21 protein-coding genes and 1 pseudogene are annotated in these 24,781 nt (G+C 72.0%); 18 read left to right on the top strand and 4 right to left on the bottom strand.

The window, feature by feature from the left end; all coding sequences use genetic code 11:
• Positions 1–26 precede the first annotated feature (26 nt).
• Together O0S08_RS04145 and O0S08_RS04140 are read left to right on the top strand one after the other, a co-directional pair.
• Complete coding sequence (locus O0S08_RS04145; RefSeq protein ID WP_269037661.1) at positions 27–854, top strand: NAD(P)H-binding protein; 828 nt, start codon at positions 27–29, stop codon at positions 852–854.
• Between the two features lie 212 nt (positions 855–1,066).
• Complete coding sequence (locus O0S08_RS04140; protein WP_269037660.1) at positions 1,067–1,834, top strand: oxygenase MpaB family protein; 768 nt, start codon at positions 1,067–1,069, stop codon at positions 1,832–1,834.
• A 74-nt stretch (positions 1,835–1,908) separates the two neighbouring features.
• On the opposite strand, the gene O0S08_RS04135 is transcribed toward O0S08_RS04140, so the two are convergent.
• Positions 1,909–2,286, bottom strand: a complete 378-nt coding sequence (locus tag O0S08_RS04135) for a profilin (RefSeq protein WP_269037659.1) — start codon at positions 2,284–2,286, stop codon at positions 1,909–1,911.
• Positions 2,287–3,181: 895 nt separating this feature from the next.
• Between O0S08_RS04135 and O0S08_RS04130 the strand changes: the two genes are divergently transcribed.
• The 3 genes from O0S08_RS04130 (at position 3,182) to O0S08_RS04120 (ending at position 5,753) form a co-directional block, all read left to right on the top strand.
• Positions 3,182–3,973: a class I SAM-dependent methyltransferase gene (locus O0S08_RS04130; RefSeq protein WP_269037658.1), complete on the top strand. Its 792-nt coding sequence runs from the start codon at positions 3,182–3,184 to the stop codon at positions 3,971–3,973.
• Between the two features lie 575 nt (positions 3,974–4,548).
• Positions 4,549–5,364: a TIGR02587 family membrane protein gene (locus O0S08_RS04125; RefSeq protein WP_269037657.1), complete on the top strand. Its 816-nt coding sequence runs from the start codon at positions 4,549–4,551 to the stop codon at positions 5,362–5,364.
• Entirely contained in the window at positions 5,361–5,753 is a 393-nt protein-coding gene (locus O0S08_RS04120; RefSeq protein ID WP_269037656.1) for a hypothetical protein, read from the top strand. Before O0S08_RS04125 ends, O0S08_RS04120 begins: the two co-directional genes overlap by 4 nt.
• Positions 5,754–6,002: 249 nt before the next feature.
• Here the strand turns inward: O0S08_RS04120 and O0S08_RS04115 are convergent, their stop codons facing one another.
• Positions 6,003–8,732: a serine/threonine-protein kinase gene (locus O0S08_RS04115; RefSeq protein WP_269037655.1), complete on the bottom strand. Its 2,730-nt coding sequence runs from the start codon at positions 8,730–8,732 to the stop codon at positions 6,003–6,005.
• A gap of 167 nt (positions 8,733–8,899) precedes the next feature.
• Between O0S08_RS04115 and O0S08_RS04110 the strand changes: the two genes are divergently transcribed.
• The 10 genes and pseudogenes from O0S08_RS04110 to O0S08_RS04065 form a co-directional block, all read left to right on the top strand.
• Positions 8,900–9,295, top strand: coding sequence for a hypothetical protein (locus O0S08_RS04110; protein ID WP_269037654.1), 396 nt, complete (start codon positions 8,900–8,902; stop codon positions 9,293–9,295).
• Positions 9,296–9,451: 156 nt separating this feature from the next.
• On the top strand, positions 9,452–10,648 hold the full coding sequence (locus O0S08_RS04105) for a GTP-binding protein (RefSeq protein WP_269037653.1): 1,197 nt from the start codon (positions 9,452–9,454) through the stop codon (positions 10,646–10,648).
• Positions 10,649–10,872: 224 nt separating this feature from the next.
• A complete protein-coding gene (locus O0S08_RS04100; protein WP_269037652.1) occupies positions 10,873–12,159 on the top strand; it encodes a rhomboid family intramembrane serine protease in 1,287 nt (428 codons plus the stop codon).
• A gap of 55 nt (positions 12,160–12,214) precedes the next feature.
• Complete coding sequence (locus O0S08_RS04095) at positions 12,215–12,610, top strand: TfoX/Sxy family protein (protein ID WP_269037651.1); 396 nt, start codon at positions 12,215–12,217, stop codon at positions 12,608–12,610.
• An 82-nt stretch (positions 12,611–12,692) separates the two neighbouring features.
• Positions 12,693–13,235, top strand: coding sequence for a hypothetical protein (locus tag O0S08_RS04090; RefSeq protein ID WP_269037650.1), 543 nt, complete (start codon positions 12,693–12,695; stop codon positions 13,233–13,235).
• 249 nt (positions 13,236–13,484) lie between these two features.
• Positions 13,485–14,291 (top strand): hypothetical protein, encoded by an 807-nt coding sequence (locus tag O0S08_RS04085; RefSeq protein WP_269037649.1) that lies wholly within the window; start codon positions 13,485–13,487, stop codon positions 14,289–14,291.
• A 627-nt stretch (positions 14,292–14,918) separates the two neighbouring features.
• Positions 14,919–16,025, top strand: a complete 1,107-nt coding sequence (locus O0S08_RS04080; RefSeq protein WP_269037648.1) for an STAS domain-containing protein — start codon at positions 14,919–14,921, stop codon at positions 16,023–16,025.
• Between the two features lie 101 nt (positions 16,026–16,126).
• The gene (locus O0S08_RS04075) at positions 16,127–17,899 is read left to right on the top strand and encodes a cytochrome c3 family protein (protein ID WP_269037647.1); all 1,773 of its coding nucleotides are present in this window, start codon (positions 16,127–16,129) and stop codon (positions 17,897–17,899) included.
• Positions 17,900–18,042: 143 nt separating this feature from the next.
• On the top strand, positions 18,043–18,255 hold the full coding sequence (locus tag O0S08_RS04070; protein ID WP_269037646.1) for a hypothetical protein: 213 nt from the start codon (positions 18,043–18,045) through the stop codon (positions 18,253–18,255).
• A 12-nt stretch (positions 18,256–18,267) separates the two neighbouring features.
• Positions 18,268–18,588, top strand: a pseudogene (locus O0S08_RS04065) (TUGYCR motif thioredoxin fold (seleno)protein); the annotation flags it as partial.
• A 69-nt stretch (positions 18,589–18,657) separates the two neighbouring features.
• Here the strand turns inward: O0S08_RS04065 and O0S08_RS04060 are convergent.
• Both O0S08_RS04060 and O0S08_RS04055 read right to left on the bottom strand, forming a co-directional pair.
• A complete protein-coding gene (locus tag O0S08_RS04060; RefSeq protein WP_269037644.1) occupies positions 18,658–19,254 on the bottom strand; it encodes a hypothetical protein in 597 nt (198 codons plus the stop codon).
• Between the two features lie 154 nt (positions 19,255–19,408).
• Positions 19,409–19,687 carry a hypothetical protein gene (locus O0S08_RS04055; protein WP_269037643.1) on the bottom strand — a complete coding sequence of 93 codons (279 nt, stop codon included), beginning with the start codon at positions 19,685–19,687 and terminating at the stop codon, positions 19,409–19,411.
• 649 nt (positions 19,688–20,336) lie between these two features.
• Here O0S08_RS04055 and O0S08_RS04050 point away from each other — a divergent pair.
• The 3 genes from O0S08_RS04050 (at position 20,337) to O0S08_RS04040 (ending at position 24,680) form a co-directional block, all read left to right on the top strand.
• Positions 20,337–20,855, top strand: a complete 519-nt coding sequence (locus O0S08_RS04050) for a formylglycine-generating enzyme family protein (protein ID WP_269037642.1) — start codon at positions 20,337–20,339, stop codon at positions 20,853–20,855.
• A gap of 504 nt (positions 20,856–21,359) precedes the next feature.
• A complete protein-coding gene (locus O0S08_RS04045) occupies positions 21,360–23,732 on the top strand; it encodes an FG-GAP-like repeat-containing protein (RefSeq protein WP_269037641.1) in 2,373 nt (790 codons plus the stop codon).
• A 435-nt stretch (positions 23,733–24,167) separates the two neighbouring features.
• On the top strand, positions 24,168–24,680 hold the full coding sequence (locus O0S08_RS04040; protein WP_269037640.1) for a hypothetical protein: 513 nt from the start codon (positions 24,168–24,170) through the stop codon (positions 24,678–24,680).
• The last annotated feature ends 101 nt before the right edge of the window (positions 24,681–24,781 follow it).

Below are 24,781 nucleotides of genomic sequence, written 5' to 3'. Positions count from 1 at the left end.
GGCCCAGGAAGAGCAACGGAGACGCGATGCAGAGCACGAACGACATCACCCTGATCCTCGGCGGCACCGGCAAGACGGGCCGCCGCGTGGCCAAGCAGCTGACCACCCGCGGCGTCGCGGTGCGCACCGCGTCGCGGTCCGGCGACGTGCGCTTCGACTGGGACCAGCCCGCCACGTGGGCCCCCGCGCTGACCGGCGCGACCTCGGTGTACCTCGCGTATCACCCCGATCTGGCGCTGCCCGGCGCCGCCGCCCACATCGACGCGTTCGCGCGGCTGGCGGTCGCGCACGGCGTGCGGCGGATCGTGCTGCTGTCCGGCCGCGGCGAGCCGCAGGTGCACCCGAGCGAGGAGGCGGTGCGCACGTGCGGGGCCGAGTACACCGTCCTGCGCGCCGCGTGGTTCGACCAGAACTTCAGCGAGGGCTACCTGCGCGAGCCCGTGCTGGCCGGCGAGATCGCCTTCCCCGGCGGCGACGCGGCCGAGCCGTTCATCGACGCCGACGACATCGCCGAGGTCGCCGCCCTCGCGCTGACCAGCGACGGCCACGCCGGGCGCACCTACGACCTCACCGGCCCGCGCCTCCTCACCTTCGCCGAGGCGGCCGCCGAGCTGACCGCGGCCGCCGGCCACGCGGTCCGCTACACGCCGATCTCCTCGCAGGCCTACGGCGAGGTGCTGGCCAGCTTCCTGCCCGCCCCCACCGCCGAATTCATGCGCGACCTGTTCGCCCAGTTGCTCGACGGCCACAACAGCCACGTCTCCGGCGACGTCGCCCGCGTGCTCGGCCGCCCTCCGCGAGACTTTCGCGACTACGCCCGCGACGCCGCCGCGGCCGGCGCCTGGCGCCGCTGACCGACGATCCAGTTCGCCCAGCGCGGCGGCGCCGATCGGCGCCGCCGCGTCGGCCGTTTCTGCCGGCGGATCCCGCGGACCGACCTCGCGTCCTGACGGACCGGACCGAGAAATCACGCGGCACGCGGCCTGCAACACCGTCCTGCGCCGTCCTCCACGCGCGTCCCCGGGCCATCGCCGCGGACGCGCGCGGAGGACCGTGGACGACGCACATGCTGGACCTCCTCGACTTGTTGACCCACCACCGACGCGCGCCGCAGCTCGACGGGGCGCGCGATCACCTCGCGGTCATGCGCCGGGCTTTCTTCCGCGACTTCGCGCCGGAGATCCGCCTCGGCGCGGCGCTCGCCCTGTTCCGGGTGTTTGCGATCCCGCGGCTCTCGGCGCTGCTCGCCCGCACCGGCGGCTGGACGCACGCGCCGACGAGCCGTCTGGAGCGCACGGTCGATCTGCTGAGCACGTTGATCGAGGACGGGCCCGACGGGCCTCGCGCCGCGGCCACCCTGGCGCGCATGCACGCGGCGCACGCCCGCCACGCGATCGCCAACGACGACATGCGCTACGTCCTCACCACCTTCGTCACCGAGCCGGCGCGGGTGATCGATCGCTTCGGCCGTCGCCCGCTGCGGCCCGACGAACGCGAGGCTGCGTGCCTGTTCTGGCGCGAGGTCGGCCGGCGCGTGGGTATCCGCGACATCCCCGGCAGCTTCGCCGGCATGGTCGAGGCGGCGCGCGACTACGAGGCGAGGCACCGCCACGCCGCCGACTCCAACCGCCTCGTCGCCGAGGGCGCCCTGGCGGCGATGCTGCAGGTCCTCCCGCCCCCGCTGGCCGACCTCGGCCGCTCCGCAGTGGCCGCGCTGCTCGAGCCCCCGGTGCGCCGCGCCTGCGGCCTGCCCCCGGCCCCACGGCCGCTGGCGTGGGCCCTCGCCGGCGTCGGCGCGGCGCGCCGCGGCCTGGGGGCGCTGGCCCGGGCATGACCGCAAGGACATGCCCTCATCGACATGTTTTTAGAGACACTCCAGGCGCCACCGCAGGTCGGCCCGGCGTCGGGCTAAAAGCCGAGCTGGATCAGCTTCTCGGCGACCGCCGAATGGGAGTCCACGCTGCCCGGATTGTAGTTGTCCCGGGTCAGGAGGACGATGACCGCCTTCGTGGTCAGGATGCCGAGAAGCGAGGTGGCGCCCCGGCGCGCGACCAGGCTCCCCTCGGGCAGGCGGGTGACGAACAAGAACTTGTTGCCGCCGGCGGTCACGCCCGCGGACAGGTTCGCCTTGTCACGCAGGCCGGCGACGATGTTCGTGACCTCCGGCGCGGTCAGCTCGAAGCCGTCGCTGGCGCCCCACGTCGCCCCGTCCTGCCCGAAGATCCCGGCGCACTTCACCCCTCTGTCCGCCAACAACCACTCGAGATACGGCTTCCAGCTCGACATGGACACGGCTCCGGTTCGTCGCTCATCCGCAGCGGTCGCTGGGTGAGATTCGATCCGGACCTTACCACCGCGGGCGAACGTCGTGTAGGGCGCGGCTGCAGACCGCCCACGCCCGCGACCGGTGACGCAAGGGAATCGCCGACGGCAGCGACGCGCTCGCCCGCGCAATTGCCTGCCGCGAGACGCCCGGCCGCCGTTCGCCCGCTCGCCCGAGGTCGACGGTCTGCGCGTCGAGGCCATGCCCGTATTGAAACATGACCCAATAGACATACAGCTCCCGACCCCGGCACGCCCCGACCGAACACCTGTCCGGATGAATTTGCCGTCAGACTCGCAGCCCACGCGCTCGCGCCGCCGCCGCTCCCGCAAGCGCGTGCGCGGGACAACCCACGCACCTCGATTCGCCGCTCGCCCGGGCCTCATCCTGTCCTCAGGAACATGCCCCGCGAGTCATGCGAGAGAACATGTCCTTAACCGCATGACTCAAGAGCCATGCTCCATCGCCCGCGTGCCCGGCCGAGCTCATGCTCGCACGACGCGCCCGACAGCCGGACACGCCTCATGAACATGCCCCGCGAGCCATCCGGAGCTCGTGGCGCGCGCCGGAGAGCACGTCTTTCAACACATGACTCAAGAGACATGCTCCATCGCCCGCGTGCGCGACCGAGCTCCTGCTCGCACGAACATACCCCGCCAGCCGGACCGTCGCGCGACTGTCCGCATGGACATGACCTTCAGGACAGGCCTATCGCATCCCCCGCCGCGCAGCTGCGGCAGCGCGCCGCTCCGATCGGCTGCTCCTGAGAACATGCCCCAAAAGCCATGCGAGCCCGACCGCGCGGCGCTGCCGCGCACGAGCGTTCCCAAGCCCTGGCCCGCGTTGTAGACTGCGGCCGTGCGCCTCGCTCCCGGCCTCTCGCTGCTCCTCCTGTGCGCCTGCGCCGCGCCCGTCGCTCGCGCCGGCGCCTCCGCCCCGGCGGGTGTCGCGTCCGCCCCCGCTGCCCCGGCCGAGGCCCCGGCCGCCGCCGCGAGCCCGGCCGAACCGGAGGTCAGCGTCAAGCCGGGCATCAACGACGACTGGCGCGGGCGCGACACCCGGCGGCTGGTGCGGCGCCTTCAGTCCGAGTCGCGGGAGATCTGGGTGCAGCGCGAGCGGGTCGTCGAGGTCGTCGCCGCCGGGCCGGGGACCGTCGTGGCCGACATCGGCGCCGGCTCTGGCTTCCTCACCCTGATGCTGGCGCGCGCGGTCGGCCCGGGCGGCAAGGTCTACGCGCTCGACATCAACGGCGGCCTGCTCGCCAGCATCGCCGCCGACGCGCGCGCGGCCGGGCTCCACAACGTCGAGACCCTGCAGACCCCCGAGGCCAGCACGCCGCTGGCGGCCGAATCGGTCGACCTCGTGTTCATGTGCGACGCCTACCATCACTTCGAGTACCCGCGCAGCATGATGAGATCGATCCGCGACGCCCTGCGGCCCGGCGGCCAGCTCGTGCTCGTCGAGCTCGAGCGGATCCCCAGCAAGACCAGCCAGTGGATGCTCGACCACGTGCGCGCCGGCAAGGACGTCTTTTTAAAAGAGCTGCTGGCCGACGGCTTCGAGCTGGTGCGCGAGGAGGCGGTCCCGGAGCTGAAGGAGAATTACGTGCTGCGCCTGCGCAAGCCGGCGAGCCCGCCCGCGACGCCCTGAGCCGCGTGCGCTCGCCCGTCCGCGGCCGTGCGACCTCGCCGGGCCTGCGGGAGAGGGTGTGTGCATTCGCGAGAATGCCTTGAGCCGCTCGACCGGACCCTGGGACGAGGGTCGTATCCACTCCGCCGCGAGACTTCGGCTCGCTCGCCCACCGAGACTTCAGCGGAAGAAAGCGGAGCGGCCAGCGCTCCTTGCTCACGGGCGGGCTCGTGGCCCTGGGCATGTCTCGATCGGCTCGCCGCTCCAGCTCGTGGCGCTCCTCGGATCGCCGGGAGCTGCAGTCCCTGAGCCAAGAGTCATGTCCCTTCGGACAGAGCTCGCTCGCATTCGTCCGCATGCGCCGCTGCTCGAGCGGCGCCGGGCGGCTTCGTCCGGCGCCGGTGCGATGCCTCGGCGACCCGCCAGCGCTTTCACCGCGCCCCCGCGCATCGGCGTGGGCGAGAGCAGCCTCGCGGCCACCGGCGGACGCTCCGGGCAGCCGAGCTCGTGCGTCGCGTGGACATGTCAGCAAGGATCCAGGCATGACCGCCGCGCCGACCGAAGACCGACAGCGACCGCGCACGCGGTCGCCTGCGGTGAGCCAGTCGCTGCGCGAGTACGGGCGCGGGATCGCGGGCGGCCTGCTGTTCAGCCTGCCGCTCCTGTACACCGGGGAGATCTGGCACGCAGGCGAGCTGCTCCCGCCGGAGCGGCTGCTGCTCGGCCTGGCCGGCGTGTTCGTCCTGCTGCTCGGCTACAACCGCTACGCCGGGCTGCGGCAGGACGCCGGCGCGCTCGAGGTCGTGCTCGACTCGGTCGAGGAGCTCGGCCTCGGCCTGTTGCTCTCCGCGGCGCTGCTGGTCCTGCTCGGGCGCATCGACGCCGGCATGGCGGGGCCGGAGATCCTCGGCAAGGTGCTGGTCGGCGGGCTGGCGGTGGCGATCGGCGTCTCGGTCGGCACGGCGCAGCTCGGCGGCGGCGACGACGACGACGGCGGCATGAGCGGCGAGCGCGAGGACCTGAGCTTCGTCGGCCAGATGGCGCTGTCGCTGTGCGGCGCGGTGCTGGTCGCCGCCAACATCGCCCCGACCGAGGAGATCCCCGAGATCGCCGGCACCCTGGACGAATGGGCGCTGCTCGGCCTCACCGGCGTCACCCTGGCCATCGGCGCGCTCGTGCTCCACTACAGCGACTTCGTCAACACCGCCTCGGGGGACCGCGCCCGGATCGCCATGCTGAGCGGCTCGCTCGCCAGCTACATCGCCGCAGTGACCGCCTCGGCCGCGCTGCTGTGGTTCTTCGACCGCTTCACCGGCTGCGACCTCCCGGCCTGCCTCGCGCAGGTGATCGTCCTCGGCCTCCCCACCGCCATCGGCGCCTCCGCCGGGCGCCTGCTCCTCCAAGCGCGATGACCGTCCGCAAGAATTGGCTCGAATGGAGCGTGTTCGCCGTCGGCCTGGCGCTGGTGCTCGGCATCGTCGGCTTTTTGCTCGTCCACGCCCTGCACCACGAGGACCGGCCGCCGCGGCTCGGGGTCACCGTCGGCGAGGCCTGGCGCTCCGAGGGCGTCGAGCCGCCCCACTTCGTGGTGCCGGTGACCGTCACCAACCACGGCGACCGCACCGTCGCCGACGTGCACGTCGAGGTCACCCTGGTCCGCGACGGCGCCCTGCTCGAGCGCACCGAGCTGACCCTGCCCGAGGTGCCGCGCCGCTCGGGCCGCGCCGGCGCCTCGACGCTGCAGCACGAGCCCGCCCCGGGCCAGCTGCGCGCCCGCGTGCTCGGCTACAGCGAGCCCTGAAGGCCACCCGGATCGAGCTGTCCGAAGCGACAATTCATTCCAACGCCGGAGTTCGTCGGCCCGACATGAGTCGATGCCGCGGTTTGCTTTTCGGTGACTCAAGACATGTCCGAAGGAGCATGTCCGTGCGGTCGTTCCGGCAACCATCGACATGGCCGAACGGCCATCTCATCCGACCTGCGGAACCTATCTACATGACCCAAGAGACATGTATAATCTTTCTCGATCATCGACCCGTCCGCGCGTCGGTCAGCCCGCACGCGCCTGCGCGCCCAGCTCCGCGAGCGCCTGTTCGACCTCGGCGTACTCCTGCGCGCGGCCCGGGTCGCGCTTCAGCAGCGCGCGCGCCTGCTCGAGCGCCACTCTCGCGGCCCGGCCCTCGCCGGTGCCGTGCAGGGCCTTCGCCTTGTTGCGCAGCAGCAGCAGCAGCAGCTCCTCGCCCGCCTCGCCGGCCCCGCGGGCGACCGGCTCCGCGGCTGCGAACAGCGGCAGCGCCTCGGCGTGGCGCTGCAGCGCCACCAGACTCTCGCCGAGGTTGCTCTCCGTGATCGCGCGGTGCAGATGTCCAGCGGGCAGGCTGCGCTGCTGCAGCCGGAGCGCCTCCGCGTAGGCCGTCACCGCCCCGGCGAACTCGCCGCGCCAGTGGAGGATCGCCCCGAGGTTGGCCAGCGCGGCCGCCAGGTCGGGGTGCTCCGCGGGCAGCTGCTGGCGATAGATCGCCAGCGCCCGGCGGGCATGGTGCTCCGCGCGACCGAGCTCGCCCGCCGCGCTCGCCTCGCCCATCAGCGACGAGTGGCCGCGCCCGCACTCGACGCACTCCGAGCCGTACGCGTCGATCCAGATCGCCAGCGCCGCCTCGAGGAGCTCGCGCGCCCGCGCCGACTCGCCGGTCCGCAGCAGCAGCGCCCCGAGGTCGTTCGCCACCCGGGCCCGCTGCGGGTGGCGCGGCCCGAGGTGCTGTTCGCACAGCGCCAGCGCCTCGGTGAAGCTCGCCAGCGCCTCGTCGCGGCGGCCGAGGGCATCGAGCGCGTTGGCCAGGCCCTGCAGCGAGCGGATCGACTCGAACGCCGGCCCGCCGCTGAAGCGCAGCCGCTCGTGGGCCTCGCGGTGCAGCCGCACCGCCTCCGCGTGGCGGCCCTCGGCCACGGCCGCGACCCCGAGCGCGTTGAGCAGCGCGGCCCGGCGCGGCCCGCTGTCGCCGATCCGGTCGAGCAGCGCCTGGGCCCGCCGGGCCCGCTCGCGCATGCGTTCGGGGTCGACTTGCAGGCGCGCGGCCAACGTCGCCAGCGCCACCCACCCGCTCGCGGTCGTGTCGTCGAGCCCGTTCGCCTCGGCGACGTCGATCGCCGCCAGCAGGAGGGTCTCGGCCGCCGCGATCTCGCCGTCCTCGGCGCGCAGGCGCCCGACCGTCAGCAGCGCGTCGGCCTCGAGCGCCGGGTCGCCGACCGTCTGCGCCCGCGCCCGCACCTGCTCCGCCAGCCGCACCGCCTCGCGCCGGCTGCCGCTGGCCGCCTGCGCCCGCGCAGTGACCAGCGCCCGCCGCAGCGCGTCGACGAGACCTGTCTGTTCGGGCAGGTCGCGTTCGGACCCCGGCGCGCGGCAGCTCTGGACCCGCGGCAGCGCCTCGACCACGCCCATCGCCTGCTCCGCGTCCGCCCCGCCGGCGAACGCCAGCACCGCGGTCGCGCGCTCCAGCCCCTCGGCCGCGCGCTCGAGGCAATCGATCTGCCGGTGCAGCTGCGGCGCCGAGCTCGGGGACAGCTCGGCCGTCGCCTCGCACGCCCGCAGGCGCGCCTGCTGCCACTCGTCGGCGTAGTCGTCGAGCGCAGCCTCGACCCGGCGGCCGAGCACGCGCGCGTACTCGCCGGGGGCCGCGAAGCTCGCCGCCAGCGCCTCGCGCTGCGGGCTCCCCCACGCCCGCTCGATGCGGCGCGTCGCCGCCTCGCACGAGGCCGACAGCGGCGCGGCGCCGCCCTGCATCGTCAGGCCGACCAGCCCGCCCGCGCCCACCAGCGCCGCCGCCACGCCGACGCGGCCCCACCACCGCGCCGGGTCGCGCCCCAGCGCGGCGATCAGCGGCTCGAACGTCGCGTAGCGCCGGGACGCCGCCGGCGCCAGACCTCGCGCCAGCGCGCGGTCGACCCACCGCGGCACGTTGTGCCCGCGCGGGCGCGTCGCCGCCGGGTCGTGCCGGTACTCCGGTCGGTGCCCGTGCAGCGCCTCGTACAGCGACACGCAGAAGCTGTAGATGTCGCTGCGGACGTCGGGAGGCCGGCCGGCGCGCTGCTCCGGCGCCATGTAGGCCGGCGTGCCGACCACCGCCCCGGTCCGCGTCAGCGGCGAATCGGACGACGACGGGGCGGCCGCTCCGGCCTCGCCGCCGCTCTCCACGGGGACGCCGGTCGGCCGGGCCAGCCCGAAGTCGACCACGTAGACGCGACCGTCGTCGCCGACCAGCGCGTTGTCGGCCTTGAAGTCGCGGTGCACCAGGCCGGCCGCGTGGGCCGCCTGCAGGCCGCGCGCCGCGGCCACGTACTTGGCCACGGTCTGCCGCCACGACCGGCTCTGCTCGCGCTGCCAGTCCCGCAGCGTCTGACCGTGGATCCGCGCCATCACGATGTACACCTGTCCGCGGAATACGCCGACCTCGTGGATCTCCACCACGTTGGGGTGACGGACCTGCGCCAGCAGCCGGGCCTCGCGCAGCAGTCGACTCTCGTAGGCCAGCGGCGACCCGGAGCCGTCGACGCGCGCCAGCTTGATCGCGACCTCGCGCCCGAGCATCGGGTCGCGCGCCGCATAGACCGTCCCCATGCCGCCGGCGCCGATCCGCCCGAGCACGCGATAGCGGCCGATCGTCGGCATCTCGCCCGTCTCGGGCCGCGGCTGGGCGAGCGGCTCCTCCCCCGCGTCGACCGTGTCGCGGTCTTCGAGCGACTTGCTCTCGCGGGTGGTCGGCTCCACGTCAGCCCTCGCCACGCTGAAAGCGCGCGATTCTCCTGCAGATGCCGGTAACACGCGGTCCGCTGCGTGACAAGGTCCTCACGCGGGCGGTCTCACGCGACCGCGCCTGCGTCCGCGTCAGGGCCCTCGTGAACCCCGCGCCGTAGCCGGGCCGCGCGCCCTTGATATAGAGTCCGGCCCCGATGGCGAACTACACATCGACGATTCCAGTCCTGTTCACCGAGACGACCGACCCCGCGGGCGCCTATGTGTTGCTACTCGACTCCGACGCCGCCGCGGCCACCGCGCCCCAGATGAACCCCCGCGACGAGGTGACCGCCACCACCACCGCCAACTCGGTGCACTGCACGGTCGACTCGACCGGCGGCGCCCCCGACATCACCGGCGTCACCGCCACCCCGATCGGCAGCGCCCCGTCGGTCAACTTCACCGGCAGCGGCGGCGTGTTCTCGGCCGATTTCCCGGCCAGCGTGGCCACCGACTACTCGTGGCGCGTCGAGGTCACGATCGACGCCGAGGAGCGCTTCGGCAAGCGGATCGTGCTCGACCCGATCCTCATCATCCGCAAGGCCAACTGAGCCCGCGCCCGGCCGGCCCCGGCGCGCAAGAGCCGCGAATCGCGCTGTGGCGATTGTCGTTCGCCGACCGGATGTTCGATAAGACATGCTCCTTCGGACATGCCTCAAAAAGCATGTCCGCCGCTCTTGAGGCCGGCTCGTGCTACGTTGTCGGCGATGATCCCGAGCGACCCGACGCGCCTGCCGATCCTCGCGGTCGGGGTCATCGGCAGCGTGCAGGACGGCAAGACCACCCTCGCCGCCGCCCTCACCCGCGTCACCGCCGGCCCGCCCCGCAGCCGCGAGCAATTGCTCGATCGCTGCGAGCGCTTGCGCGGCGTGACGATCCTCGGCAAGTGCCTCGAGTACTGCACCGAGCAGCGGCGGATCTTCCACTGGGACTGCCCCGGCCACCCCGACCACGGCAAGAACACGATCAAGGCGCTGTCGCAGGTCGACGTCGTGATCCTCGTGGTCTCGGTCGCGGAAGGCGTGCGCGAGCAGACCCGCGAGCACCTGCAGTTCGCGCGGGCCCTCGGGGTCGCCCACGTGATCGTGTTCCTCAACATGTGCGATTTGCTCGACGTGCCCGAGCTGCTCGACCTTGTCGAGCTCGAGACGCGCGAGCTCCTCGGCGCTTGCGGGTTCGACGGCGACGCGGCGCCGGTGATCCGCGGCTCCGCCGAGCTGGCCGCCCGCGACGAATGGCGCGAGCCGCTGTACGCCCTGCGCGACGCCCTCGACGCCGCGCCCCTGCAGCTCCGCGACGCCGCTGGTCCGCTGGTGCTGCCGGTGGTGCGCACGTACAGCCGGTGGTACGCCCGCTATCAGGGCATCGCGCCGGTGCCGAGCACCGTGCTCGCCGGTCGCATCGAGCGGGGCACCCTGCGTCACGGCGACGCGCTCGAGCTCGTCGGCCACGGTCCAGTCCGCCGCGGCCGCGCGGTGCAGGTGCGATCGTTCGAGCGAGTGGTCACCGAGCTCGCGGCGGGCGAGTCGGCCGGCTGTCAATTCGCCGAGGTGCCGCCGTGGGACATCGCGGCGGGCATGGTCCTCGCGACCCCCGGCACCCTCGCCACGCATCGCCGCTTCGTCGCCCGCCTGGCGCTGACGCGCAGCGACGCCCGCCCCCGCAGCACCTGGCGGCCGCCGTTCGCGCTCGCCAGCGGCTACCGGCCCCACCTCTACGTCCGCGCCGCCGACATCACCTGCACCGTGACCTTGACCGATGCGCCCCGCGCCGAACCGGGCGAGCGCGTCACGGCGCTGATCGAGCTCGACGTCCCGACGGTGCTCGCCGGCGCCGCCGGCTTCATCCTCCGCGACGCCCACTGGACCGTCGCCACCGGCGAGATCGCCGAGCTCCTCGATTGACTTCTATTTAAACATATAGATGTCTTAAAAGACATGTCGTGTGTTTCTTCTGAAGACAGATCCCTTCGCGCGATCGGCATCGACAGCGCCGGGTTCGGTTTCGAACGCCTCGAGTGAGCTCGCCGACGAGACCCGGCGCGAATGTCCGGGCCTGGCCCACACCGCGGCCGCGTTGCGGCGAACTGCGAGATCCATTCGCACGCGGGTGACGCAACCACGAGCAGATGACAACACTGCGCCGCACCTTCCGCGTCGCCGCCTCGCCGGAACAGATCCTCCAGTTCGTCCAGCTCAAGCTCGCCGGCCCGAACGACCGCGTGGCGAGGGTCCGCCTCGACCGCGTCAGGGCGCGGGGCTTTCACCTCCTGCGCACCGCACAGCGCCATTCGGAGCGCGCCGAGTGGGTCGCGGGGGCGCGCGTACGCCTCGTACGCACGGAGGACGGGACGGACGTCACGATCGACTACGCCGGCACGGTCCTGCGCGGCAGCGCCGGCGCGATCATGGCGTTGACCTTCGTGATGGCGGCGCTGCTCCTGCCGGCCAGCTTCCTCCGGGACGACGACCCTGAATCGCTGCTGTTCGGCCTCCTCTTCTTGACGATGTTCGCGGGCTTCTCCTGGCCGATCGTCACCAACCGCCGCCGCCGCGACGCATACTTCGCCGAACTCGCCGACGCACTTCAGGAGGTCCTGGCCCCGCTCTCCGACCCCGAGATCGCCCCGATCGCCCTGCGCGTCGCGGCCGAGTTCCACAAGGAGACCGACGACAGGATCTTCGAGCGCGCGCTCGAGAACCTCCGCCGCGTCCCCGCGACCCTCGCGCTCGGCACCTTCCTCGTCGCGATGTTCGCGCTCGCGGCGTGGTGGGGCGACACCACCCACATCGAGACGCTGCACCGGATGGGCGGGCTCCGCGGCGAGGACCTGGCGCTCGGCGAGTACTGGCGCCTGCTCTCGAGCGGCTTCGTCCACGCCGGCATCAAGCACCTGGGCGGCAACCTGCAGCTGCTGTTTCTCTGCTACTTCGCCGAGATCGTGCTCGGCTCGCGCCGATTCGTCGTGCTGTTCACCCTGTCGGTGCTCGGCGGCTCGCTCGCCGCCGCCCTCGTGACGCCGCCCTCGGTCGTGGTCGTCGGCGCGTCCGGCGGCCTGTTCGGGCTCGCCGCGGCGATCCTTCTCCTCACCCTCCGCGAGCCGCGACTGCTGCCCGGCGAACACGCGGAGAAGCTGCGCGGCGCGTTCCTGGCGCTGATCGGGCTCAACCTGCTCTTCTCGCTGCTGCCCGGGATCAGCCTCGCGAGTCACGTCGGCGGCGCGCTCGTCGGCGCCGCTCTGGTGGGCACGCGGGCGATCACCTTCGGCCAGACGCGGATCTGGCGCGACGAACAGCCGCGACCGGAGGTGACGCGCGTGTTCGGGATCTGCGCCGCGATCTGCGGCCTCGCCCTCGCCGGCTCGGTCGTCCTGGCCCTCGCGCACGGCCGGCCGTGGCTGCTCGCCGGGCCCTGATCGCGAGCCGTCGCGCCGGGCGATTGCGATACTCTCGCAAGCACGGAGGACGACGATGCCCTACGACCACGGAGTGGCGACCCGGCTACGGACGGCCGTGATGCGAGCGAGACCGCAGGCGCACATCGACGAGCGCAAGATGTTCGGAGGCGTCGCGCTGCTGCTCGACGGCAGCATCGCCTGGGGCGTGCTCGGGAGCGATCTGATAATCCGCGTGACCGACACCGACGCGGCGCTCCGGCGCCCGCACGCTCGCCCGTTCGACTTCACGGGCCGGCCGTCACGCGGCCTCGTGTACGTCGCCCCGCCGGGCTTCGCCGCCGAGGCCGACCTCGACGCGTGGGTCGCCCTCGGGCTCGCGGGAGCGAGTGCGTTCGCCCGGACGAAGCGACCGGCGCGCCGCACGAAGCCCCCGAAACCGCGGGTGCGCGCGCGGACGGCCGCGAGCTAGGACAGCCGCTCCGAAGTTCTCTTCGCGTTCCACCTGGATTCGCCGGGTGACACTTTGTGACCCTCGCGGTGTTGGATCCGCGATGCCCCACCGAGCCATCTTCTCCACGCTCTCGCTCCTCGTCGCCTGCGGGTCCCAGGACAGCGACAGCACGACCACCAACGCCGAGGAGCCGAGCGTCGCCGAACTCGCGGCCTGCGACGAGCACGACCTCGAGCTGATCCCCTTCATGGGCCCCGCCTTCGATGACAACGGCGCCCTCCTCGCGCCACTGCCCGTGCCGCACATCGTCGCCACCACCGCGGGTTGGCACACCCCCGAGAACCGGGACGCCGTCGTCAGTTCCAACGCCCCGCCGATGATGGATGTGTTCACCCACGAGGGCCTTCTCGGGGCCAGCTTCGCCTACTCCGAGGCTTGTCACAGCGCGCGGACCGTGACCCTCTGGCGCGACGAGGCCGCGCGGAAGAAGTTCGTGTTCGGCGAGGTCCATAGCGCCGCGATCAAGAACGGCCTGAAGTACACCAGTGGGTGGGAGACCACCCACTGGACCGAGTCCACCGCCACCGAGCCCCCGAGCTGGGACGCCGTCAAGGCCCGACTCGCCACCGTCCGCCACGAGTAAGGCGTGCCTCGACGGCCAGGCCCGGCGAGGAGGCCGTCGGACCGCGACGGAATGCGACGAGTCGATGCGGCGAGCACTCGTGAGAGTACGATGATTCGTCCTTCGCCCGCTCGTCATTCAAGGCTTCGCCAGGCACCGGCGTCCGCGAGCTCCCGATCCGCCCGGCCCCTGCGCCCATCTTCTTTTTCTTTAACAGAAGCAGAAGTCGCGAAATAGGTCGTATCGCCGCGGAGTCTCCTCCCCCTCCGCATGGCGCTCACGGCCCGGCTCTCCCTCGCCTTTGTAATTCTCTCGGCCGCCTGCGCCGGCCGCTCGCACGAATCGCCGACGACCGAGGCTGCTCTGCGCGCCGGGCTCGACCGCCACACCTGCGCGCGCTGGGAGCCCGAAGTGCGGCAGTGGAGCCTGCTCCTGTTCGACGCCACCTGCGACCCCGCGTCGGCGTCCGGAGGCGCCGCGGCGCTGGTCCGGGCGGTCGTCGCTCGCCTGCGCCCGCTGTCGCTCCTCGCCGGCGCGGCCTACGATCGCTTCTACGAACGCGCCGGCGGCTCCCCGCCGCCGCGCCCCGCGGAGGCCCAGCGGCTCGCCGACGCCGCAGTGTGGTCCGACTCGCTGCTCTCCGGCGCGATCTGGCAGGCGGTCGCCGTCGAGCTCGCCGACCGCGGCCTCGCTTGCCGCGACTGTCCGCCGCGGCGCGAGCCCCCGCAGGCCACGATCCCCTGGGCCGAGTTCTCGCCGTACCTCGCCGCCCATGTCTGGCCGGTGCAATCGTCGGCGGACGCCCCCGTCGAGATCTTCACCTGCACCGGGATCAACGGCGCCGCCGCCCTGCCCGCCGATCCCACGCTGCTGCGAGCCGGCCAGCTCGTCGCGTTCGCCTTCGCCGACGACGAGGCCGTCGGTCGCCGGCTCCACGCGCTCGCCGGCCAGGGCTCGCTGGCCGAGGTCTCACGAGGCGTGCGCAGCTACCTGGATTCGCCGAGCGGCCGCGAGTTCGCCTGCGCCGCGCTGACGCGCGTCGCCTGGTTCACCGGCCTGCACATCTCCGACTGCTGAAGGCCCGCGCAACATTGCGGGCACATGCTCCGACGATTGCACGACCAACGACCGCGACGAGTCGTAGGAGTCCGCGGCCCTCCCGCGGGTGCGCGGCGCTCGCCGAGCGAGGCGGCGCTCCTCTTCACTCGTGGGCGAGCGCCGCCGACGCCGGGCGAGCGAGCGACATCGAAGCTCCTCATGGACATGTCTTCATGGACATGTCTTACTGAACATGTCTCATCCATCATGCCCCATGGGCCCTTCGACCCCACCGGTCAGGGATTCTCCGATCCACGCAGCCGAACAACGTGTATCCAGCCCCCAGGGCCCGGCGCGGACCCGCGGGGTTGGAGGTCGGGCCATCGAGATCTCGGCCAGGGCCCGGTCGCTCGCGTCCGCGGGTTCGCGCGCCGCACCATGGGGGACTCGTACGACCTGCGCACACCGTCTGCGGCGAATGTCCGCAGCGACTTCTGCTCGCGAGGATCGCCGCTCGCGGCGCGCGCCGCCCTCGCCCGAAGGCGCGTGCGTCGCCGGCCCACCCGGCCGCGGGAGACGTCGGCGTGCGCTGCGTCGCGTGGAGTCGCGGCCGCGCGGCGAAGAAAGATTGCCAGGCTCTCACGGCGGCTCCTATCATCCACTCCGATGGCAGAGCTGCAGGACCCGTCGATCACGGTGGAGGGCGTCGAGTTTTCGTGGGACTTCGAGCGCGGGCTGATGCTGTGCTGGGGCCAGCCGGTCGTGTTGATGTGGACCGAGACGACGATGGCGGGCTTCATGAACGGCCTGCAGCGCATCCTGGGCACCGAGCGCTTCAACCTGGCGCTGGAGGGGTCCGGCCGCGAGAGCACCGAGGGCGAGTGGCGCGACATCATCCAGCGCATGCCGACCGTCGAGGAGGGCCTCTCGTTCGTCGGCCGGGCGATGCGCACGGTCGGCCTCGGCGAGTACGAGCTGGTCGAGCTCGACCGCGAGGCCAAGCGGGCCCGCTACCGCGTGAAGCAGAGCTGGGAGGGCATCTATCAGCGGGCCCTCGGCGTCGACTGGGGCACCTGGTCGATCGCCGGCAAGCTCGCGGGCTACACCGAGCGGATCTTCGGGGTCCCGTGCCAGATCGTGCAGACCAGCTTCACCGCCCGCGGCGACGCCTACGACGAGTTCGAGGTGACGCCGACCGAGCAGACCTACGCCGCGCGGCTGGCCGCGATCGTCGACACCGAGTCGGCCACGCGCGAGGACCTGCGCAACGCGCTCGCCCGCGTGCGCGACGAGGTCCGCGAGCGCCAGCGCGTCGAGACCCGCCTGCGCGAGGAGATCACGGAGCGCCAGCGCGTCGAGGACGAGCTGCGCGCCAAGCTCGAGCTGATCGAGCGCCAGGAGCAGGCGATCTCCGAATTGTCGACACCGATCCTGCAAGTGTGGCCCGGCATCGTCGCGCTGCCGATCGTCGGCCCCGTCGACGGCGAACGCGTCGCCCGCATGACCGAGAACCTGCTCGCGCGGATCTCCCAGACCCACGCGCGCTACGTCATCCTCGACCTCACCGGCGCCGACGCGCTCGACGAGTCCGCCGCCGCCAACCTGCTACGAATCGTCAGCGCGGCCCGACTGCTCGGCGCCGGCTGTCTGCTCTCGGGTATCTCCCCGCGCATGTCGGCGACGCTCGTCGCCATCAATGCGCCGCTCGCTGGAGTGAGCGCGTTCGGCACGCTCGAGGCGGCGCTGCAGTCGGCGATTCGCAACCTGGGCTGAGGTGCAACCACGCGGCACATCGCCGCAGCACCCTGTCTCGCTCCGCGGAGGTGGCGTCGCGCGACGAGCATCGCCTATCGTGGCGATGATCGAGGTGCATCATGTTGGAGCGTGGACGCGGGAGCGTGGGTACGGTCAAGACATTGCGGGCTGCGGCGCTCTTCGGCGCCGCGATGCTGGGTTGTGACGAGCAGACGGCGGCGCAGCCGGAGCCGGAGCTCTTCGGCGTGCCGTGGGGCGGCGGCGACGACGACGACGCGGAGCCGATCGGCCTGGCGATCGACCTCAAGAACGGGACCTCCGCGCCGCTGCGGTTGCACGCGGGCGCGCGGTTCTTCCTCGAGCAGATCGATATCAGCACCGTGGTGACGAGCGCCGTCGACGAGGGCGTGAAGGGCCTCGCGCACAGCGGCGACTTCGCCCACGCGCCGTGGCTCGGGACCCACTTCGTCGAGCAGGAGACCGCGCAGCTGCCCGACGCCGAGGGCAAGTACACGCGCAGCCGCTTCTACCAGGGCGCGCTGTGGATGACCCTGCCGAGCTTGATCTTGCTCGGCCAGCTCGACGACGACGGCCACCCGATCGGCCTGCCGATCACGATGTCGATCGGCAGCGACGGCCAGCGCCGCGCGAGCGACCACTTCTTCGTCCGCCGCCTGCGGGCGATCCAGCGGACCCTCGGCTGCGCCACGCCGAGCGACTGTACGGGGTCGACGCAGTTCGAGGAGGAGGCGGTCGTCGAGCTGCGCAACGCGCTCAAGCAGACGCCGTCGTTCGCGCTGCACCCGGCGACCGCGGCGCTCGAGCTGCGCTGGACCGCCAACCCGCTGCAGCGCTGGGTGATCCCGGTCGAGCAGGAGACCGACCCGGAGTACGCCTACGGCTTCCAGATCGACGTCGACGTCCTGACGCCGCCGGGGCCGGACGGGTGGTTCCTGCCGGGCCAGGAGCTGACCTTCCGCGTGACCCTGCGCGACGGCGAGGGCAACCGCCTCCACCCCGAGGGCTCGCTCCCGAGCTACAACGACGTCATCTTCGGCGCTAATGAAGCCGGCTTCCAGTATTACCAGGGCTTCTTCGACCCGACGTGGGTGTTCTGGCGCCGCAAGCACCGCGAGCGCACCTTCATCGCCCACTTCATGGGCCCGGCGCAGAACGTCCGGCCGATCCACAGCATCGTCCCGCTCGAGCAGATCTTGACCGAGGACGTGCAGCAAGTCGCGACGCTCGAGCAGGACGGCCTGTTCGACGTGTGGAAGGTGTTCCCGACCACCGACGGCGTGTTCGGCGGCGCCTTCGACCCGCAGCACCTCGGCTGGGCCGAGCCCGGCAGCGACACCTTCTCCGTGCAGCTGCCCGCGAACGCCCCGCCCGGGACCTACCGCCTGACCACCAAGGCGCGCCGCGTCTACCACGGCGAGGACCTCGCCTTCACCCGCACGATCGAGGTCCAGGTCGGCACCGCCGCGCCGACCTCGAAGACGCTCGAGACCGGCAACTGTCAGACGTGCCACACCGAGGGCGGCTCGCTCTCGGCGGTGCTGCACCGCAACCCCAACCGCGGCACCTGCTACGGCTGCCACGCCCCGCTCGGGGTCGAGTACGACGCGCCGATCCACACGCGCGTGCACTTCATCCACTCGCGCTCGAACCGCTTCGACGCCGAGGTCAAGCAGTGCGACACCTGCCACCTGACCGCCGCGAGCATCCAGCGGACCAGCAAGTCGGCGTGCCTGTCGTGCCATACGAGCTACCCGCAGAGCCACGTCACCGCGTTCGGGCCGGTGAGCAGCATCTACGTCGGCGGGCAGGCCGAGTCGTTCTCCCAGTGCACGTCGTCGTGCCACAAGACGCACCCCAGCAGCGGCCTGTGAGCCGCCGACAGGACATGTCCATGAGGACATGTACGAATATTTCGGGCGGCGCCTCCCGCTCGCCGGGAGGCGAAGTCATCCTGTCCAGAAGTTCAGATGCTCGCCGGCCCCGCGCGCGCGACGAACGATGCTAGGCTGGAGCGGTGAAGCCACGAACACCCCTCCTCCTATGGGCGCTCGCGCTCGCGGGCTGCAGCGAAGAGGCCCCGAACACGGCCACCGGCGAGACGGGCGGGCCGGCGCCCGACTGGACGCTCGTCGACGTGAACCCCGACTCTGCGACCCACGATCAGCCGCGCGGCCCCAGGGACTACGCGGGGTCGGTGTCCGGCTGGTACTTCGCGCACGCCACGTGAGGCTACTGCCGTGGCCAGTTCGGCTACCTGAACGACCTGCAGCTCGAGCTCGACGGCGAGTTCCCCGACCTGGGGATCGCGCTGCTCGGCGTCAACGGCGTCGGCTACGAATCCGGGGTGCCCCAGATCGTCGCCGGCCGCGTCATCCCGCTCCTCCAGGACGTCGCCGACGTCGACGCCTGGGCCCGGTGGGAGGTGGTCTACCGCGACGTGGTCATCCTCGATCGCGACGGCGCGCCCGTCGGCGTGTTCAACCTGACCGAGCACGACCTGTCGCGGATGGGCGAGTACGAGGCGCTGAAGGGCATGCTCCTCGACGCCGCCGAGATGTGAGCGACGCCCTCGACGCTCCTCGCCTCGCCGCGTCGGCGTCGTCGACGCGGCGGCGTCGCCCGTCCATTGCTAGATCCCGCCGCCCTCCACCGACATATACGGCTTGCAGACCGCGGTCTCCTCGCCCAGACCGTCCTCGAGGCAATTCAGCCGATCCTGCGCCGCGGTCATCGCCAGGCAGCCGTCGTAGTACTCCGGCTCCTTGAGCGGATGCAGCGTGTGAGGCCCGCGGCTGGACTCCAGGTCCTGGTCCCCGGAGCGCTCGACCACCGCGGTGGCGTCGGCGCGGATGTATACGGCGGTGCGATCGCTGAACTGACCGCCGAACGACGAGTCGAACCAGCCGATCTTGCCGGGGGTGCGGTCGCGCAGGGCCGTGAGGGCGCACTCGAGGCCCTCGTCGACGAGCGACTCCTCCGGGCTGCAACCTTCCTCGGGGCAGCTGTTGCCGACGCTGGGGCACAGCTCGGCGCCGCAGCTGCCGTCGTCCAGGCACGCGCAGATCTCGGCTTCCTCGGGGGTGAGCGCGTCGGTGCCGCTGTCGCTGTCGGTGCCGGCGACCGTGTCGGTTCCGGTGCCCGCGTCGGTGTCGGTCTCGCCGCTCGGCTCCGAGCCGCAGGCGACCAGCACACCGATCATGAGGAAATAATGGAGTCGTTTGATCATGGGCGCGGATGGTCCCATCGCCGCCTGACCGCAACAACCGGGGCTGCCGTGACCTCCGGCGAGGGTTCGACCGGACACGCAGGTGAGGGACCGCGGGCCGCCGAGCGCCAGCGCTCGTCGCCGCGACGTGCGCCTTCACCTCGACGCCCTGCCGTCACGGCCACATGGCGATGAAGAAGAAGTCGCAGTCCAGGTTCCCGCGCTGGTCGGTGAACCCGGTGCACACGGTGACGCCCCCGGGCCCGTACTCCTGCACGCGCACCGCCGCGGTCGTGTACGCGTTCCCGGGCATCGCCACCACGATCGGTACTTGCCCGTTGGTATCCGGGGTATTGATGAAGTAGGTGCCGGTGGAGAGCTTCTGGACCGTGAAGCCGCCCGAATCATTCGCCACGCTGCCGTCACCACGAACCTGTCCGAACACTTGTGCCATTCACTGACTCCTCACAAAGATTCGCTCTCAACATAGTGAAGTCGCCGGGCCGACGCAAGCCCGAAAGATCGCGCGGTCGACCCGTTGCCCCGGAATGGAACGAGCACACGGGGCGCCCACGGGCGCGTCTGGGCGCCCACGGGCACCCCGGGCGCCCACGGGCGCGTTCCGGGCGCGTTCCGGGCGCCCGCGGCGGATCGACGTATCGCGCGCCGGCGATGACCGCTCCTCGCCATCGGACCTCGTGAGCGCATTTGCTGTCGTCTCCCATGATTGTTGCGACGCGACGCGCTCCGGCGGACGACCACCTCCTGAGCGCTCGCCTCGCCGCAATCGAATGAATAGAGGGCCCCCACAAGCGACGCCCGCCGAACCCGACCTGTTGCAGCTCGATGACCACGCGGCTCGCGGCGATGCGCCTCGACATCGCCGTGCGGTGAGCGGCGCTCGCCGGTCCGATCGCGGTAGGGGTCGGACCTCGCGGCGCTCCGCTATCCTGTCGAACCATGGCGTCGTCGAAGCGGCTCGCATCGCTCGTGACTGCGGCGGCCCTCGCCTGCGCCCCCGCGCTGCCGGGCACCGGCCAGCCGGGCCTGGCCGACGGGACCTGGCCGGCGAGTGCGAGAAGATCGCGCTGGACCGCTGCGAGGTGTGGACGGGCGAGGCGTTCGTCCGCGGCGCCCCGCTGCCGGCGGCGTTCACCGGCGAGGACCACCCGGTCGTGTGCGCGACGTGGGCCCAGGCGGAGACGTTCTGCGCGTGGCAGGGCAAGCGGCTGCCGACCGAGGCAGAGTGGGAGCGCGCCGCCCGGGGCCCCGAGGCGCGCCACCAGTACCCGTGGGGCGACGCAGCGCCGACGTGCAAGCGGGCGCAGACGTACGAGTGCGGCCAGGCCACCGCCCCGGTCGGCCGGCACCCCGCCGGCGTCAGCCCCGAAGGCGTCCACGACCTCGCCGGCAACGCCTCGGAGTGGGTCGCCGACTGGTACCACCCGAAGACGTACTTGTGGACCCCCAGGCACAACCCCGCCGGCCCCGACCGCGGCCAGGTCCGGGTCGTCCGCGGCGGCAGCTTCTACGACGGCCCCGGCTACCTGCGCGCGTCCTACCGCTACGGCCTCAGCCCCCAGTGGGGTTACGGCACCGTCGGCTTCCGCTGCGCGCGCTGACGATCCTCCGCAGCGAGCGCGAATCATAGGATGTCCTACGGGACATGTCGCGAACACGGCGGCCCCTCCGCGCGAACGACGGCCGCCCGGGACGGGCCCTCGCTGCCGCACCACGAACGGAGATCTCGACCCGTCCCCATGTGAGCCCGCCACTTCCGCACGAGAGCGTCGTGAGCCGCGTGGCCGACGGCCGATCCTGCGCACGACCGGCGCGCTCGAGAACATCCACGTCGTGACGGTCGCTCATGACCTGCGGCTCGAGAGCGACATGCGGGGGGACGCTTCCGTGCTCGCGTCGGCGAGCACCTGACGCGGCGACGAGTCGCGAACGCCGACGCGCACGAAGCCCGAAGTCGTCGACGCTCGCGACGAACCGCGCAAGCGCGATCGCAACGGCCTCGCCCCTTGCGACCTCGGCGCCCACCCGAGGCGCGACCGCGACACGAGCTCGAGTTCGCAATCTCGGCGCTGTCGCCGGTGAACGAGGTTCGTTACCCTGTGTGGATGAAGCCTACCCCGACGTTGCTCTTGTGCTGGGGTCTCGCGCTCGGCGCGGCCTGCGGCGACGATGCCCGCGAATCGGCCACGGACGGCCTCGCCACGACCTCGCTCACGGCTCCCACGACGGGCGGCGCCACCGTGCCGACCGAGGCCGGCACCGACGGGGGCACCGGCACCGCCAGTGATTCCCAGACGACCTCGACCACGCAGGCGGACCCCACGGACAGCACCGAGGGCACCACCGCGGAGCCCGTGTGTCCGGCCGACTGCGCCGACCACGGCGGCGTGTGCATCGGCGGCGTGTGCTGTCCGACCGAGGACCAGGCCTGCGGCGACACCTGCTGCCCGGAGGGCGGCTTCTGCTCGTTCAACACCTGCGTCACCCCCGGCGGCGCCTGCATCGACGCCAGCGAATGCGGCGACGAAGAATATTGCGAGTACTCGCTCGGCGAGCCGGAGATGATGGGCGGCATGTGCCAGGGCGGCGTCACCCCGGCGACCGGCAAGTGCCTGCCGTCGCCGCCGGTCTGCCTCGACGGCCAGGACCCCGGCGACCCGCCGACCTGCCTGTCCAAGTGCGAGTACAAGCCGCCGCCCGGCACGTTCGCGCCGGTGGTCAAGTATCACTGGGACAAGGGCGACGTCATGATGACGCCGATCGTCATCCAGCTCGACGACGACAACTGCGACCTGATCGTCGACGAGCGCGACATCCCCGAGATCGTGTTCTCCACCTTCGACAACGGCGACTACCAAAACAATGGCACGATCCACGTCATCTCGACCGTCGACGGCCAGATCGTCGAGAAGTGGACCTACTTCGACGCGGTCGACCCGATCGCGCCCGGGTCCGAGCTCGCGGGCGGGGACATCGACGGGGTGCCCGGCAACGAGGTCCTGGCCAGCACCACGACCGGCAAGATCGTCGCGTTCCGGGGCGACGGCAGCATCCTGTGGAGCTCGCCGGGCCCGGGCGGCGGCTCGTTCGTCTCGATCGCCGACCTCGACCAGGACGGCGCCCCTGAGGTCCTGACCCCGGGCGCCGTGCGCGACGGCAAGACCGGCGCGATCAAGACCATGCTCCCCGCCAGCTATATCAACACCGCCGCCGATCTCGACGGCGACGGCCAGCTCGACATCGTCCACGCCCGCGGCGCCTACAACGCGGCCGGCGGCGTGATGGCGGCGACCGGCCTCGAGGGCGTGTGGAGCGCGGTCGCCGACCTCGACCTCGACGGCAAGGCCGAGGTCGCCACGATCGCCAACGGCGGCCCCCTCCTGCCGCATCACCTGATCATCTGGCGCCACGACCCGCTGGCCGCGAACGGGGTCCAGATCCTCCGCGCCGGCATCGACATCAATGGCCCGCTCTCGCCGGATCTGTGCCCGCCCGGGTCCGCCGGCACCACCTCGGGCGGCGGCCCGCAGACGATCGCCGACTTCAACGGCGACGGCACGCCCGACGTCGCGGTCGCCGGCGGGGTCGGCTACGCGGTGTTCGACGGCAAGAAGCTGATGGACCCGAACGTGCCCGACGCGGAGACCTTCCTGTGGATCAAGCAGACCCAGGACTGCTCGTCGGCGGCCACCGGCTCCTCGGTGTTCGACTTCGACGGCGACGGCTCGGCCGAGGTCGTCTACTCCGACGAGACCACCCTGCGCGTGTACAAGGGCAGCGACGGGACGGTGCTGTGGAGCACCTGCAACACCACCGGCACTCTGGTCGAGTACCCGCTGGTCGCCGACGTCGACGGCGACGGGCACGCGGACATCGTCGCCGTCTCCAACGATTATTCGGGCATCACCTGCGACGGCACCAAGCAGACCGGGGTGCGGATCTTCGGCGACAGCCTCGGCAGCTGGGTGCGGACCCGCCGCGTGTGGAATCAACACACGTATCACGTGACCAACACCGAGGAGAGCGGCGTCACCCCGAAGGTCGAGGCCACCAACTGGAAGGTGCCCGGGCTCAACAACTTCCGCCAGAACGTCCAGCCCGAGGGCGAGTTCGCGGCGCCCGACCTGATCGTCGACCTGCGCCTGCAATGCGCGCCCGAGGCGTACGGCCTGGTCGCGCGCGTCCGCAACATCGGCGAGGCGGCGGTCCCGGTCGGCGTGCCGGTCTACTTCTACGACGGCGACCCGAACAACGCCGGCGTCCTGCTCGGGATGGGGGTGACGACCAAGGTGCTCTACCCCGCCGAGGCCGAAGAGGTCGTGCTGGTGCTGCCGAATCCTCCGCCCGGGATCGTCGACGGCACCTCGGTGGTGTGGGTCGTCGTCGACGACGGGATGCCGATGCACGCGTGGCACGAGTGCCGGACGGACAACAACCGCGCCTCCGGCACCGGCAAGTGCCCGCGCCCGCCGGGCTGAGCCGCCGTGGCTGAAACCGAGCAGGGCCCGCTCGACCTGCTCTCCCCCTCGCGCGCTCGATCCGGGCGCGCAGTCGCTCGATCTCCATCTCGGCCCCGCCGAGCGCCGCGAAAGACGGCCTCGCCGGCGCCGGGGCGGCGCGCTGCTGCAAGACGGCGGACAACGTGCCCTCCGTCGGGTCGCGCCGATCTTCCGCTCGCAGCGCGAGCTCGCCGCCAGTTCGGGCCGATCGCTACTTTTCGGATCGCCGCCGCAATTTTTCGGCCCGCTCCGGCGACTTCGAAGGACGAGCGAGACAGCGCCGGCGCGCTGCTCTCCCGAGGCGACCATGACGACACGCTGGCTCCCTGCTCTCTTCTCCCGACCCGAGCTGTACCCGGCGCGGGCGCTCCTGACCGGCGCCTGGCTAGCCGCGCTGGCCGTGACGGCGAGCGCGTGCAACACCGCGGGCGACACCGAGGGCATCTTCGTCGGCCAGCCGAAGACGTCCGGATCGCCGTCGTCGCCGCCGACGACCTCGTCACCGTCTTCGCCTGCGACGGAAGCTACGACTACCTCGGCGTCCGCGCCTGGTTTCACGGTCCGCTCGACGACGGCGCCGGCACCTTGACCAACGCCGACGGCGCCACCCTCGAGCTCGATATCGAAGGGGGCAAGTTCAGCGCCGAGCTCCGCGGCGAAGGCGTCACCAACGGGCCCTACGAGTTCACCGGCGCCCAGGTCGAAAGCGGCCAGGCCGGCCTCTACTGGGGCCAGATCGACGGCTGGGTCGGCGGCTGGATCGTCGACGAGGCCGGCGATCAGCGCGGCGCCGCGATCAAGCGCAGCACGGACGACGTCTCGCTCGTCGTCATCGACCCGTCCCGGACCGAGGTCGTGCTCGAGGATCAGGTGGACGGGCCCGTCATGCCGATCGCCCGCATGACCGCCCCCACGAAGGTCGAGTGACATGTTCAGGGCGGCCTGACCGAAGGACGACCTCGCGCCGCGAATGACGAGAGTCCAGCCAGGTCGGCCTGCGGTCATTCAGGTCGCTCTCGTCGGACTCA

It is taken from the genome of Nannocystis punicea (assembly GCF_026965555.1).
Lineage (GTDB): Bacteria > Myxococcota_A > Polyangia > Nannocystales > Nannocystaceae > Nannocystis > Nannocystis punicea.
Note: the sequence above shows the minus strand (reverse complement) of the source record. Positions and strands in the feature narration are given on the sequence as shown.